This window comes from Bradyrhizobium huanghuaihaiense (genome assembly GCF_025200885.1).
In the GTDB taxonomy this organism is placed as follows: domain Bacteria; phylum Pseudomonadota; class Alphaproteobacteria; order Rhizobiales; family Xanthobacteraceae; genus Bradyrhizobium; species Bradyrhizobium huanghuaihaiense.
This window is the reverse complement of sequence record NZ_CP104172.1, coordinates 2,742,938-2,755,808: the sequence shown is the minus strand read 5'-3', so window position 1 is coordinate 2,755,808 and position 12,871 is coordinate 2,742,938. Positions and strand designations below refer to the sequence as shown.

The 12,871-nt window shown below is 64.1% G+C and carries 13 protein-coding genes; 2 read left to right on the top strand and 11 right to left on the bottom strand.

The features are described 5' to 3' along the window. The first annotated feature begins 552 nt into the window (after positions 1-552). A complete protein-coding gene (locus tag N2603_RS13010) occupies positions 553-1,437 on the top strand; it encodes an MBL fold metallo-hydrolase (protein WP_260389090.1) in 885 nt (294 codons plus the stop codon). Between the two features lie 513 nt (positions 1,438-1,950). On the opposite strand, the gene N2603_RS13005 is transcribed toward N2603_RS13010, so the two are convergent. The 9 genes from N2603_RS13005 to N2603_RS12965 form a co-directional block, all read right to left on the bottom strand. After that, positions 1,951-2,988, bottom strand: coding sequence for a patatin-like phospholipase family protein (locus N2603_RS13005; RefSeq protein WP_260389089.1), 1,038 nt, complete (start codon positions 2,986-2,988; stop codon positions 1,951-1,953). Continuing rightward, positions 2,985-3,914 carry a polyphosphate kinase 2 family protein gene (locus tag N2603_RS13000; RefSeq protein ID WP_260389088.1) on the bottom strand — a complete coding sequence of 310 codons (930 nt, stop codon included), beginning with the start codon at positions 3,912-3,914 and terminating at the stop codon, positions 2,985-2,987. Before N2603_RS13000 ends, N2603_RS13005 begins: the two co-directional genes overlap by 4 nt. After that, positions 3,874-4,893, bottom strand: a complete 1,020-nt coding sequence (locus tag N2603_RS12995; RefSeq protein WP_260389087.1) for a branched-chain amino acid ABC transporter permease — start codon at positions 4,891-4,893, stop codon at positions 3,874-3,876. The genes N2603_RS13000 and N2603_RS12995 overlap by 41 nt, the downstream gene beginning before the upstream one ends. Beyond that, entirely contained in the window at positions 4,890-5,771 is an 882-nt protein-coding gene (locus N2603_RS12990) for a branched-chain amino acid ABC transporter permease (protein WP_026311672.1), read from the bottom strand. Before N2603_RS12990 ends, N2603_RS12995 begins: the two co-directional genes overlap by 4 nt. 5 nt (positions 5,772-5,776) lie before the next feature. Beyond that, entirely contained in the window at positions 5,777-6,481 is a 705-nt protein-coding gene (locus tag N2603_RS12985) for an ABC transporter ATP-binding protein (protein ID WP_260389084.1), read from the bottom strand. Further along, entirely contained in the window at positions 6,481-7,251 is a 771-nt protein-coding gene (locus N2603_RS12980) for an ABC transporter ATP-binding protein (RefSeq protein WP_260389083.1), read from the bottom strand. The genes N2603_RS12985 and N2603_RS12980 overlap by 1 nt, the downstream gene beginning before the upstream one ends. Positions 7,252-7,263: 12 nt before the next feature. Beyond that, positions 7,264-8,574, bottom strand: coding sequence for an ABC transporter substrate-binding protein (locus tag N2603_RS12975; protein ID WP_018640825.1), 1,311 nt, complete (start codon positions 8,572-8,574; stop codon positions 7,264-7,266). Positions 8,575-8,668: 94 nt separating this feature from the next. Then, positions 8,669-9,373 carry an NUDIX hydrolase gene (locus N2603_RS12970; protein ID WP_260389082.1) on the bottom strand — a complete coding sequence of 235 codons (705 nt, stop codon included), beginning with the start codon at positions 9,371-9,373 and terminating at the stop codon, positions 8,669-8,671. 28 nt (positions 9,374-9,401) lie between these two features. After that, a complete protein-coding gene (locus tag N2603_RS12965) occupies positions 9,402-10,427 on the bottom strand; it encodes an ABC transporter substrate-binding protein (protein WP_026311674.1) in 1,026 nt (341 codons plus the stop codon). Between the two features lie 138 nt (positions 10,428-10,565). Between N2603_RS12965 and N2603_RS12960 the strand changes: the two genes are divergently transcribed. After that, positions 10,566-11,015 (top strand): cupin domain-containing protein, encoded by a 450-nt coding sequence (locus tag N2603_RS12960; protein WP_260389080.1) that lies wholly within the window; start codon positions 10,566-10,568, stop codon positions 11,013-11,015. A 45-nt stretch (positions 11,016-11,060) separates the two neighbouring features. On the opposite strand, the gene N2603_RS12955 is transcribed toward N2603_RS12960, so the two are convergent. Together N2603_RS12955 and N2603_RS12950 are read right to left on the bottom strand one after the other, a co-directional pair. After that, positions 11,061-11,849 carry an ABC transporter permease gene (locus N2603_RS12955; protein WP_260389079.1) on the bottom strand — a complete coding sequence of 263 codons (789 nt, stop codon included), beginning with the start codon at positions 11,847-11,849 and terminating at the stop codon, positions 11,061-11,063. Continuing rightward, positions 11,849-12,667: an ABC transporter ATP-binding protein gene (locus N2603_RS12950; RefSeq protein WP_260389077.1), complete on the bottom strand. Its 819-nt coding sequence runs from the start codon at positions 12,665-12,667 to the stop codon at positions 11,849-11,851. Before N2603_RS12950 ends, N2603_RS12955 begins: the two co-directional genes overlap by 1 nt. Between the last annotated feature and the right edge of the window lie 204 nt (positions 12,668-12,871).

Sequence of the window (12,871 nt, the reverse complement as noted above, 5' to 3'; positions counted from 1 at the left end):
AGGAGAGAGAAGCAGGATGTCGAACGGCACATGTCGCGACGACCATCTCGGTCATCCGACACGATTGATTGTGATGCAAATTACAGCGCCGGGAAGGTAGGGGCTATGCCTCACTGATGCAGCCCGCTAAACCTTGACCCGGCGTGCCGTTCGCGGTTTGCGCCGCTATGCGATAGTCCGAACGAGCTCCATCGCAATTAACGCGGCTGGATTTGCGGAGGTGGTGTCATAGACCTCCCCTTGCTCTGAGGTGGACGTTACGCGTCGCGTATTCGCGACCGTTGCGATGCTCCTCCTGAGACATAAAACTGTCAAGCGGGAACGTCGACGCAATCGCGAGATTTGAACGGCAGCAACCGGGTTCCATCCAGGCCATTTCACAACCTCAAGCTGCCCCGCGCGCGGCCGTTTTGACACCGGCGCAATGCCGGCGCTAGCTTGCAGCATATTGCGTCGATCATTGTGGTGACACGAATGGATTGGCGCGAACTCGTGAGACTTCTCGCCGGAATTTTGCTCCCACGCCCCTCCTCCCTTGCTGGACAATCAAACATGAAGCCAATCCATTGCCTTGCCGTTGTCGTGGCCCTCGCGACCGGATCGGCCTCCGCGCAGACCCCACCGCAGACCTCGACCAGGAAGGTCGACGGCACCGACAACGTCTACGTCTTCCGCTATGGCGGCCATCAGTCGATGTTCGTGGTGACGCCGCAGGGCGTGATCGCGACCGACCCGATCTCGTATCTGCGGCCCGCGAAGCCCTATATCGACGCGATCAAGGCCGTCACCGACAAGCCGATCAAATACGTCATCTACAGCCACCATCACTACGACCACATCGCCGGCGGCCAGCCCTTCAAGGATCTCGGCGCCACCTTCATCGCGCACCGGCGAACCAAGGAGCGCCTGCTCGAGCTGAAGAAGCAGAAGTCCCTGCTCGCCGACGTCGTCATGCCGGACCAGGTGGTGGACGACAAGAAGAGCATCACGCTCGGCGGCACCACGCTGGAGCTGAACTATGTCGGCCGCAACCATTCCGACAACTCTCTGGTGATGCGGCTGCCGAAGGAGAAGATCATCTTCGTGGTCGACTTCGCTCCGATCGAGAGCGTCCAGTTCCGCAACATCCCCGACAATGCCTCGCCGCTGGAGTACATCGCCTCGCTGAAGAAGCTGGCCTCGCTCGACTGGGAGCGGATGATCCCCGGCCATCCCTATGCCGGCGGACGCTTCGGCACCAAGAAGGACGTCGAGGACGACATTGCCTACATGGAGGACCTCTCCACTGAAGTGAAGAAGGCGGCGGACGCCGGCAAGTGCTTCGACACCGCGATGAAGGAGGTGAAGCTGCCGAAATACGAGAAGTGGGCGAATTACGAGGCGAGCCTCCCCGCCAATGTCGAGCGCTTCTGCTACTGGTGGGGACGGGGATACTAACCGGCCACTTGCAGAGACCCGGTAGGTGGGCAAAGCAACGAGACGCGCCAAGGCGCGGCTCGATGCGTGCCCACCACCTCTATCGAGTCAAAGATTGGTGGGCACGCTTCGCTTGGCCCACCCTACGAGATCGGGGATCGCGGGGCCCGACAAGCCGCTTGGCGAGAACTCGTAGGGATGGACAAAGCGACGAGACGCGCAAGGCGCGGCTCGTTGCGTGCCCACCACGCCAGCGGCGATCGTGGAGAGATGGTGGGCACGGCGCAAGGGCGCCTTTGCCCACCCTACGAGATCAAAGATCGCGGCTACGAGCGACGGCGAACGGGTCGCTTTGCCCACCCTGCCCCGGTCCGCGGCGATGATGACAACATACTCCTGTTTTGCCCGACGGGTCAAAACGCATTTCTCTAAATCCGAACATCGACAGCCAGCCGCCAAGCCATTGATTCCGCTGGCACCGGCTACTGTGCATGGGGTTGTTTTCGTACTTTTTTGTCGATGGCGATCAGCCGCCTAGAGAAACATGTCGGCCAGGTCGACCGTCGAGGACTTTCCGATCTGGTCGAAGTTACACGCCAGCCAGCTTCGCGCCGCATCGCGGCCCTCATCGCGCAGGCGGCACAACAGGCTCCATTCGGGGTGGAACTGCGTGGCCGTGCCGAGCTGCGACATCAGCAGGTCGTTGCCGATCCAGTGCATGTACATGCGGCTATGCTTGTCGCTGTCGAGCTCGCCATCGTCGATCAGCCGTGTGGCGAAGGCGATCGCGCGCATCTCGCGCATCAGGGACGAATTGAAGCTGATCTCGTTGATGCGGTGGAGGACGTCGGCCGCACTGGTCGGCAGCTCGTTGCGCCTGATCGCCGTGACCTGCACGATGATGACGTCGTGGCTGCCCTTGCGGTAGATCAACGGATAGATCGCGGGATTGCCGAGATAGCCGCCATCCCAATAATGCTCGCCGTCGATCTCGACGGCCTGGAAATAGGGCGGCAGGCAGGCCGAGGCGAGCACGGTCTCCGCCGTGAGCAGCGGGCTCTGGAACACCTTGATCTTGCCGTTGCGGACGTTGGTGGCATTGAGAAACAGCTGCGGCGCGTCGGGCGAGGAATTGAGCCGGTCGAAATCGACCACGCGCTGCAGCAGCGCGCGGAGCGGATTGAAATGAAAGGGATTGAGCAGGCCCGGCGGCAGCGTGTGCGTCAGCGTGTGGATGATGGCGTGGACCGGATGATATTCCGGCGGCAGCTTCAGGGCCTGGATCCACTGGTTCACCGGCGACATCAAATCGTACGCCATGTCCATGCGCGACACTTCGTACCAGAATGCGTGCAGGCTCTCCCGCGCGGCGTCCGCGCCTCCGTGCGCCATGCCGGAGGCCATCGCGACCGCATTCATGGCCCCGGCGCTGGTCGCGCTGATCGCCTCGATCGCGAGCCTGCCATCCTCGAGCACCTGGTCGAGCACGCCCCAGACGAAGGCGCCGTGCGCGCCGCCGCCCTGGAGCGCGAAGTTGACGGTCTTGCGGTCGGCGGTCCGGTTGGCTGTCACTTTGCTTTCTTCCTGCCTCCCGTCTCCTCTTTCTCCAGCGCCTTGCGCACCTGCTCGAACTCTACGAGGGAGGCCTTGTCGGCACGGGGAAAGCGCAGGTCGAGCTTTTCCAGCGCGGCATTGATCACCGAGCCGATCACGACGCGGGCGAACCATTTGTGATCGGCGGGAACGACGTACCAGGGCGCATGGGCGGTCGCCGTGTGCCGGACGATGTCCTGGTAGACCGCCTGGTAGCGCGGCCACAGCGCGCGCTCCTTGATGTCGTCCATGGAGAACTTCCACTGCTTGGCCGGATCCTCCAGGCGGTCGAGGAAGCGCTCGCGCTGCTCGTCCTTGGAGACGTTGAGGAAGAACTTCAGCACCACGGTGCCGTTGCGGCAGAGATAGCGCTCGAAGGCGGAGATGTCCTCGAACCGCTCCTTCCAGATGTTCTTGGTGACGACCTTTGGCGGCAACTTCTCCTTGGCGAGGATCTCCGGATGCACGCGCGTCACCAGGCATTCCTCGTAGTGCGAGCGGTTGAAGATGCCGATATGGCCACGCTCGGGCAGCGCAACGACGTGACGCCAGAGGAAATCGTGGTCGAGCTCCTTGCTGCTCGGCGCCTTGAAGGCCGTGACTTCGCAGCCCTGCGGGTTGATGCCCTCGAAGATCGCCTTGATCGCACTGTCCTTGCCGCCGGCGTCCATCGCCTGGAACACGATCAGCACGGACCAGCGGTCCTGGGCGTAGAGCTTCTCCTGGAACTCGATCAGCCGCTTCTTGTTGGCGTCGAGAATCGCCTGCGCCTTCTCCTTGTCGAGATCGCCCTTCTCGTTCGTCTTGTGCGCCTTGAGGTGAAACTTGCCCGAGCCATCGTAGCGGAATGGCGTGATGTAGCGGTCAAGCTCCTGGGCGAGCGATTTGGACGGCTTCTTGCTCATGAGCGCGGGATACCTTGCGTTGCGGCTTCAATCGGTCGAGCAAGCTACCAAGGATGCCCTTGGGAAGGAATATGATGAAGAGCACGAGCAGCACGCCGTAGACGAGGTTGTCCCAGCCGACTGCCTTGGTGCCGAAGCCGATGCGCAAGGTTTCCGCCAGGAGGATGGTGATGATGGCGCCGACAGTCGGGCCGAGCGAGACGAACAGGCCGCCGACGATCGCCGCGAACACCATCTGCAGCGACACCGCGATGCCGCTGACCGTGTCGGGGGTGATGAACATCTGGTACTGGCAGTAGATCGCACCGGCGAGCGCCGTCATCAGCGCGCTGAGCAGCGTGATCTTCAGCTTCTCGGCGGTGACGTCGACGCCGGCCGCGGCCGCGGCGTCCTCGTCCTCCGAGATCGCCTCCAGCGCATAGCGGGCCATGCTGCGGTCGACCCAGTGCCAGACCACGATGCCGAACAGCCAGACCGCAAGCGCAATCAGGTACCAGGTGATCTTGTCGTCGAATTGCAGCGCCAGCAGCTTGTTGCCGGACGCGCGGTTCGGGGTGTAGCCGAGCGAGCCGCCGGTGTAGTCGCGCGTCGCCGTGATGACCTGAAGCACGATGCCCGACAGCGCCAGCGTCACCAGCACGAAATAATGCCCGGTGATGCGGAAGCGGAAGCAGGGATAGCCGACGATCATCGCCAGCGCGCCGGCCGCCGCCATGCTGATGGGAATGCCGATCCAGGGCGACAGTCCCAGATGATTCCACAACAGCGCGGTGACGTAGGCGCCGATGCCCATGAAGCCGCCATGCCCGAGCGAGACCAGGCCGAACCGCCCCATCATCGACCACGACGTATAGGCGAACGACCAGATCAGGATCAGCACCAGGATGTGCAGATGATAGGGATCGCGATAGACGAAGGGCAGCGCGACCAGCGCCGCCAGCCCGATCCCCCAAGCCGCAAGACGTCCCTGCCCCGTCATCGGCGCCTCGCAAGCAGGCCCGCGGGCCGGATGAACATCATGACGATGAAGAAGGCGAAGGCGAGCACATAGCCCCATTCGAGGTCGGAGAACAGGCCGCCGAGCGAGATGATCTCGGCGAAGAGGAAGGCCGCGATGAAGCCGCCGATGAAATTGCCAAGGCCCCCGAGCACGCAGATCAGGAAGGTGATCGGCCCGAAGGAGAGGCCGACGAAGGGATGCACGTCGTATTGCAGCACCAGGAGGCAGGCGGCGAGGCCGGCGAGTGCGCCGCCGAGCGCGGAGGTGATGAGATAGATGCGCTTCGTGTCGACGCCCATCAGCGCCATGATCTGCCGGTCCTGCGAGATGGCGCGGATCGCGGTGCCGGTGAAGGTGCGCGTCATGAACAGATAGACCGCGACCATGCCGACCAGCGCGGCCACGAACGACAGCAGCCGCGCGTAGCTGAAATTCATGTCGCCGAAGGCGAGCACCGGCAGGCGGATGCCGAGATTGCGGAAGTCGATGCCGAAGGCGACGGTGGCAAAGCTCTGCAGCACGAACAGCACGCCGCCGGTCGCCAGCAGCTGGTTGATCGGAGGTGCTGTGAGCAGCGGCGCGATCACGAGGTAGTGCAGCGCCGCGCCGAGCACGGCGACCAGCAGGATTGTGAGCGGGGCGGAAACGAAATAGCTGACGCCGTAATACTGCACCATGAAATACATGGCGTACATGCCGATCATCACCAGCTCGGCGTAGCAGATCCAGGTCACGTCGATGACGCCGAAGATCAAATTGAGCCCGAGCGCGAGCAGCGCCAGCACGCCGCCGAGCAGGATGCCGTTGATGACGGCCTCGAGCAGATAGATATCGAAAATGTCCAGGAACGCCTGCATGCCCATCACACCCCGAGATAAGCTTCCTTGACCGTGTCGCTCGCCAGCATCTCGGCCGAAGTGCCGGACGCCCGGATCGTGCCCGCCTCGATCAGATAGGCGCGGTCGACCACCTTCAGCACCTGCTGCACGTTCTGCTCGACGATCAGCACCGTCAGCCCGCTGGCGCGGATCCGCTTCACCAGCTCGAACACCTGCTGCACCACGACCGGCGCAAGTCCGGCCGACGGCTCGTCGAGCAGCAGCAGCTTTGGATTGGACATCATCGCGCGGCCGATCGCGCACATCTGCTGCTCGCCTCCGGACATGGTGCCGGCCATCTGGTGGCGGCGCTCCTTCAGGCGCGGGAACAGGTCGAACACCACCTCCAGCCGCTCGGCATAATGGCCCCGCGCCTCCTTCATGAAGGCGCCCATCTTGAGATTGTCGTCGACCGTGAGTTGCGGAAACAGCCGCCGGTTCTCCGGCACATGCGCAATGCCGAGGCTGACGATCTTGTGCGGCGGTGTCGCGACGACATCGACGCCTTCCATCGTGATCGATCCGCGCGAGGGACGGATCAGGCCGGAGATGACGCGCATCAACGTGGTCTTGCCGGCGCCGTTGGGGCCGATGACGCCGACCGCCTCGCCGGCCTTCACGTCGAGATTGACGTCGAACAGCGCCTGGAAGGTGCCGTAGCCGGCATTGACGCCGCGAAGCTCCAGCATCATTGGCCTCCCGCGCGGCGGCGCGCTTCGGCGGCCGCGGCCTGCGTGGTCTCGGCATCGGTGCCGAGATAGACCTCGATGACACGCGGGTCGCCGGCGACCGCGCTCGGCAGGCCTTCCGAGATCTTCTCGCCGTGATCGAGCACCATGACGCGGTCGACGACGCGCATCAGGACGCCCATGATGTGCTCGACCCAGATGATGGTGATGCCGAGCTCGTCGCGGATGTTGCGCAGCATGTCGGCGGCCTGGTCCATCTCGGCCTCGTCGAGGCCGCCGAGACTCTCGTCGGCGAGCAGCAGCTTTGGCGAGGTGGCGAGCGCCTTCGCAAGCTCGAGCTTCTTCAGCCCCGCAGCGCCGAGGCCATCGACGCTGGCATGGCGATCGGTCGGCAGGCCGACCATCGCCAGCGCACGCTCGGCCGCCTCCTCGGCCTTGACGCGGCTGTGGCGGCCCTGGCCGTAGAAACCGGCGAGCGCGACGTTCTCGAAAATGGAGAGGCGACGGAATGGCCGCGGAATCTGGAAGGTCCGCCCGATGCCGCCATTGATGATCCGGTGCGGCGCAAGGCCCGCGATCTCGTGGCCGGCAAACAGGATCGAGCCGGAGGTCGGGGCCAGCGTGCCGGAGAGCATGTTGAAGATCGTGCTCTTGCCCGAGCCGTTGGGGCCGATCAGGCCGAGGATCTCGCCCTGGTCGACCCTGAACGACACGTTGTTCACGGCGGTGAAGCCGCCAAACCGCTTCACCAGCCCGCTGACTTCCAACACCGGAGCACTCCGCTACTGGTTGCTGTAGGTGGTGCCCTTGGGCAGCGGCAGCACGGCCTCGCGCTGCGCCTGGCTCTTGGGCCACACCACGTGGGACTTGTCGTCGAGATACTGGATCACGACCGGGAACGAGCGCTCGTTCTGGCCCGCCATCGGCGTGCCCTCGCCGTAGAACTTGACGCCGAAGCCGAGCATGGTGCCGCCTTCGGGGATGTCGGTGTCGAGCGCAGCCTTGCGCAGCGCGTCGGGATCCACCCCACCATATTTCTTGATCGCGCGCGGCAGCACGTCGCTCATAAACACATAGGTGTTGGACGCGCCGATGCCGACGTGTGCCGAGCGGATGGCGACCCCTGGCTTGATCCTGTCGAACTCCTCGCCGACCATCTTGATGACGGGCGGAAGTTTGGGATCCATGGTCTTCTGATTGGAGAGCCAGATCGAGATCGGATCGGCGTTGAAGATGTAGGTCGCGTCCGCGCCCATGCCCTCCTTCAGCTTCTCATACACGCCGTAGCCGGCGCCATGCCCCATCAACGCAGCGAATTTCAGGCCCTGCTCGCGGGCCTGGCGCAGCAGCAAGGTGATGTCTGGATTATAACCGGTGTGGAAGATCACATCGGGCTTGGCGCGCTTCAGCTTGGTCACCAGCGCCGACAGATCCGGCGCGGTGGCCGAATAGCCTTCCTTCAGCACGACGTTGAAGCCGGCCTTCTTCGCGCCGGCCTCGTTGCCCTTGGAGACATCGACACCATAGGCGCCGTCCTCGTGGATGATGGCGACCCGCAGGTCCTTCGGCTCCTTGCCGAGCTTCGCGCTGGCATTCTGCGCGATGAAATCCATCGTCATCATGCCGAACTGGTCGCCGCTCGCCTGCGGGCGGAAGACGTATTTGTAGCCCTTCTCGTTGAACACGGCCGACGAGATGCAGGTCGTCATCCACATGAACTTCTTGAGCTGCTCGACACGGGCCGCCACCGGCACGCATTGCGCCGAGGAGAAGAAGCCGAGCACCATGTCGACCTTCTCCTGCTCGAGCAGGCGGACGGATTCATTGATGGCGATGTCGGGCTTGCTCTGTGCGTCGGCGTAGACCGCCTCGATCTTGTAGCCCTCGACGCCGGACTTGGCGAAATGGTCGAGGATGATCTTGGTGCCGACATAGTTCAGCTCGGAGCCGCCGCCCGCGAGAGGCCCGGTCAGGTCGAAAACGACGCCGATCTTGATCTTTTTCTCTTGAGCATGGGCGGACACTGCCAAGCCCGTCGCTGATATCGCGACCAACAGCCCACGTACCAAGCGGGCAGCCATGCGCAGGCGCATCTAAACCTCCCTGGACGATTGTGCATTGCATTCTTCTTGCTTTTGCTTTTTTGCCCATCACATGGGCTGCGCGCGGCGATGTCAAGCCTCGCGCTCAGCGCGAGGCGAGCTGCTGCTCGACGAAGGCCGTGACAAATCGCGGCATGGCCGGCGTGAGATCGCTCATTCCGCGCACGAGATGAATGGCCGACAGTTCCGGCTCGGTCTCGCGTGCAAGATTGGCCTCGATCCGGGCGCGGGCAACATCGCCCGGCACATCCAGGTTGATGACCTGCAGCATTGCAATCGAGGGACCGGTGACGACGCAATGCCAGCCCGGCTCGACCCGGTAGTCGGCTACGGTCAGGCCGGTCTCCTCGCCGAGTTCGCGGACGACGCTGCCGGGAATGTCGAGCGTGCCGTCCCTGACGTCGTCGAGATCCGGCGTGCCCGAGGGGAAATAGATGCGGCCCGCATTGGCGGTGTGGGGCGCCATCTCGCCCATGACAAACGCGCCGTCGGAGGCGCGCAACGCGCCCATGCCAAAACCGTTGAACACGGCCTTGTCGGGAAAGCCCCAGTCGCGCCAGGCGAGGAAGCTTGCGAAATCGGTCTCGAAATAGGTCGCGGCAAGATGACCGTCGCTGAACACGGCATCGCGCCCGAGCAGGACGCGGCCGTTCCAGATCTTCGGCCGCTCACGCTGCTTCTCGGCGAAATGCGCCGCGATCTCGGCGCGCCGTTCCTCCGCGAACGGCCAAACGATCGGCCGCACGGCAAGATCAAGCGTCGTGACGCGATGAATGACCGGTGACGTCATGACACCTGGTACCACGCCTTCGCGTCAGCTATTTGGCGCTCCCCGTGGTCTTCTTGGCCTGGTCGACGTATTTGTTGGTGAAGGTCTTGCTGACGTCGATCTTGGCGTTCGCCACCTCGGGCGAACCGACGCTGAACACCGCAAGCACCGCGTCGGCACCCTTCGGGTCCATCTTGCCGGTCTCGGAGAACATGGGAATCGTGTTCTTCAGCGCGGCGAGATAGAGGTCCTTGTTCTTGCCGACCATCTCCTCCGGCATCTTCGCCATGATCTCCTCGGGCGAGTGCGAATGGATCCAGGCGAGCGTCGCCAGGATCGCATTGGTCAGCGCCTGCGTCTCCTTCTCGTGGCCATTGACCCAGGCCACCGTCGAATACAGCGCGCCACCAGGATATTCGCCGCCAAACGTCTCGAGCGTATCCTTCTGGGTGCGCGTGTCGCTGAGGATGCGCAGATCCTTGTGGCTGCCCTGGAGCACGGTCACTGAGGGATCGAGCATCACGGCCGCATCGATCTGCCCCTGCTCCATCGCGGCGACCGCGGTGGCGCCGAGGCCGACGCCGATCACGGCCGCGCTGGTGGGATCGAGCCCGTTCTTCTTCAGCATATATTTGAGGAAGAAGTCGGTGGAGGAGCCGGGCGCACTGACGCCGACCTTCTTGCCGGCGAGATCCTTGACCGACTTGATGTCATTGGTGCGCGAGGGCGCGACCACCAGCACGAGGCCGGGATAGCGGTCATAGACCACGAAGGCCTGCAGCTCCTGCTTCTTGGCGGCGAGGTTGACGCAATGGTCGAAATAGCCGGAGACGACGTCGGCGCTGCCGCCGAGCACGGCCTTGAGCGCGTCCGAGCCGCCCTTGAGGTCGACCAGCTCGACATTGAGGCCGGCCTTCTCGTACTCGCCGAGCTGCTTGGCCAGCACCGTCGGCAGATAGCACAGGCAGGCCCCACCGCCGACCGCGACGGTGACCTTGCTTTGGGCTGCGGCAAGCGAGGTGGTGAGCGTCAGCGCAAGCAGCGCGCCGGCGAGCCTGGCAATCGTGTTCTTCATTGGTTTCCTCCGTTCGGCCGGCGGCACCATAGAGCAGCGGGACTGGCTTGAGAAGCACTGCCTAAGTGGGCTGGCCATCCGCCCTTCGGCGCAATAGCATGGCTGAACAAGAACAATTCCTGATGGGGAGAATGATCCATGAATCGCCTTGTTGCCGGGCTGTCGCTCGCCGCCGCCTTTGCCGCCGGGTGCGGCGCGAACCAGTTGCTCCGGCCGGCGCTGGCCGCCGAGAACATCACTGCACAGCTCATCCACACCGGCGAGATGGAGGGCGATGCGCTCGGCCCCGCCAACGCCGTCGGCTTCCGCTCAAAGATGTTCGCGAGCGCCGACGGCGCCACCATCTCGATCCAGGTCGGAAACGTGCCCAAGCATATGCATCCCAACACTAACGAGATCCAGTACATCCTGGACGGGACCGGGACGATCTGGCTCGGCGACAAGGAGGTCACGGTCAAGCCGGGCGACCTCGTCATCATTCCGAAGGGCACGCCGCACGGCGGCACCAAACCGGTCAGCGGCCAGGTCAAGGCGATCGCCATCAAGACGCCGCCGCAGGCGCCCGACGATACCAAGCTGCTGGATTGAGCCTCCGCGATCGGGGCTCGCGCCGATGCGGGCCCCACCTCGCGCCTAGCCGCGCCCATCCGCCGCCGTCGGCCGCCACACCAAAAGGCGCCGCTCGACCAGCGTCACGCCGTAGTCGATCAGGATGACGAAAGCCGACAGCACGAACATGCCGGCGAACACGCCGGCGACGTCGAACACGCCTTCGGCCTGCTGGATCAAATAGCCGAGGCCTGCGGCCGATCCCAGATATTCGCCGACGACGGCGCCGACCACGGCGAAGCCGACCGAGGTGTGCAGCGAGGAGAACATCCACGACAGCGCCGACGGCCAATAGACGTGCTGCATCAATTGCCGCTCGCTCATGCCGAGCATGCGGCCGTTGTCGAGCACGGTGCGGCTGACTTCCTTGACGCCCTGATAGACGTTGAAGAAGACGATGAAGAACACCAAGGTCACGCCGAGCGCGACCTTCGACCAGATGCCGAGCCCGAGCCACAGCGCGAAGATCGGCGCCAGCACCACGCGCGGCAGCGCGTTGACCATCTTGACGTAGGGGTCGAACACCGCCGCGACCACCGGCTGGCGCGCAAACCAGAAGCCGACCAGCACGCCGCCGAGCGATCCGATCACGAAGGCGAGGATCGATTCCGCCAGCGTGATGCCGAGATGCTTCCAGATCACGCCGGAGGCGAACCATTTCACGATCTGGCTGAACACGTCGAGCGGATTGGAGAAGAAGAACGGCGGCAGCAGGATCTTGCCGAACACGGGGACGGTCGACAGCACCTGCCACAGCACGATGCACACGACCGCGACCAGGACCTGCAGCGCAAACAGCGTCGGACGAGACATCAGACCGCCTCCGCCGCGTGAGTGGACTGCGCGTAGCCCTTCATCACCTCGTCCTTCAGCATGCCCCAGATCTCGCGATGGAGCGCATGGAACTCCTTGTCGAGGCGCACCTCGAAGATGTCGCGCGGGCGCGGCAAGCTGACGCGCCAGTCGCCGATGATGCGCGAGGACGGCCCCGCCGACATGATCACCACGCGGTCGGCGAGTGCGATCGCCTCTTCCAGATCGTGGGTCACGAACAGCACCGCCTTGCGATCGGCGTTCCACAAGTCGAGCAGCAGATTGCCCATGACCTGCCGCGTCTGCGCATCGAGCGGCCCGAACGGCTCGTCCATCAGCAGGATTTTTGGATCGCGGATCAGCACCTGCGCCAGAGCCACGCGCTTGCGCTGGCCGCCGGAGAGCATGTGCGGATAGCGGTTCGCGAAGGCGCCGAGGCCCACGGAGGTCAGCCATTTCCGGGCCTGCGGCAGCGACTCGCTGCGCGGCGTGCCCTTGATCTCGAGCCCGATCGCGACGTTGTCGAGCGCGGTCTTCCAGGGGAACAGCGCGTCGGCCTGGAACAAATAGCCGGCCTCCCGGTTCAGCCCCGCCAGCGGCTGGTCGAATATCCTGACGCTGCCGGCGGCCGGCTTGAGCAGGCCCGCGGCGACATTGAGCAGCGTCGATTTCCCGCAGCCGGTCGGGCCGACGATGGCGACGAACTCGCCCTGCGCGACCGCAAGATGCGCCTTCTCCACCGCCGTATAGACCCGGCCGTCCCCCAGCCGGAACGCGACCTTGGCATCTTCCAGCGCCACTGCCGTGGGCGTTGTCATGTGTTTCCTCCGAACTCAGGCCGATGCCTTAGCCTCTCGCGCGGCCAAGTTCAATCAAGCCGCCAAGCGTGCTACGCATGGGGTCCGTCATCCCCTTCACCCTCCCCTGGAGGGGGAGGGTCGGTGCGCATGAAGCGAAGCGGAATGCGAACCGGGGTGGGGTGACGGTCTCTCCACGTCCAACACTACCCGTGTTGAGAGATC

Bases quoted from the DNA above. Each gene is read 5' to 3' on its own strand.
- N2603_RS13010 (WP_260389090.1), top strand. From the start codon at position 553: ATGAAGCCAATCCATTGCCTTGCCGTTGTCGTGGCCCTCGCGACCGGA.
- N2603_RS13000 (WP_260389088.1), bottom strand. From the start codon at position 3,914: ATGAGCAAGAAGCCGTCCAAATCGCTCGCCCAGGAGCTTGACCGCTAC.
- N2603_RS12995 (WP_260389087.1), bottom strand. From the start codon at position 4,893: ATGACGGGGCAGGGACGTCTTGCGGCTTGGGGGATCGGGCTGGCGGCG.
- N2603_RS12990 (WP_026311672.1), bottom strand. From the start codon at position 5,771: ATGCAGGCGTTCCTGGACATTTTCGATATCTATCTGCTCGAGGCCGTC.
- N2603_RS12985 (WP_260389084.1), bottom strand. From the start codon at position 6,481: ATGCTGGAGCTTCGCGGCGTCAATGCCGGCTACGGCACCTTCCAGGCG.
- N2603_RS12975 (WP_018640825.1), bottom strand. From the start codon at position 8,574: ATGCGCCTGCGCATGGCTGCCCGCTTGGTACGTGGGCTGTTGGTCGCG.
- N2603_RS12970 (WP_260389082.1), bottom strand. From the start codon at position 9,373: ATGACGTCACCGGTCATTCATCGCGTCACGACGCTTGATCTTGCCGTG.
- N2603_RS12965 (WP_026311674.1), bottom strand. From the start codon at position 10,427: ATGAAGAACACGATTGCCAGGCTCGCCGGCGCGCTGCTTGCGCTGACG.
- N2603_RS12960 (WP_260389080.1), top strand. From the start codon at position 10,566: ATGAATCGCCTTGTTGCCGGGCTGTCGCTCGCCGCCGCCTTTGCCGCC.
- N2603_RS12955 (WP_260389079.1), bottom strand. From the start codon at position 11,849: ATGTCTCGTCCGACGCTGTTTGCGCTGCAGGTCCTGGTCGCGGTCGTG.
- N2603_RS12950 (WP_260389077.1), bottom strand. From the start codon at position 12,667: ATGACAACGCCCACGGCAGTGGCGCTGGAAGATGCCAAGGTCGCGTTC.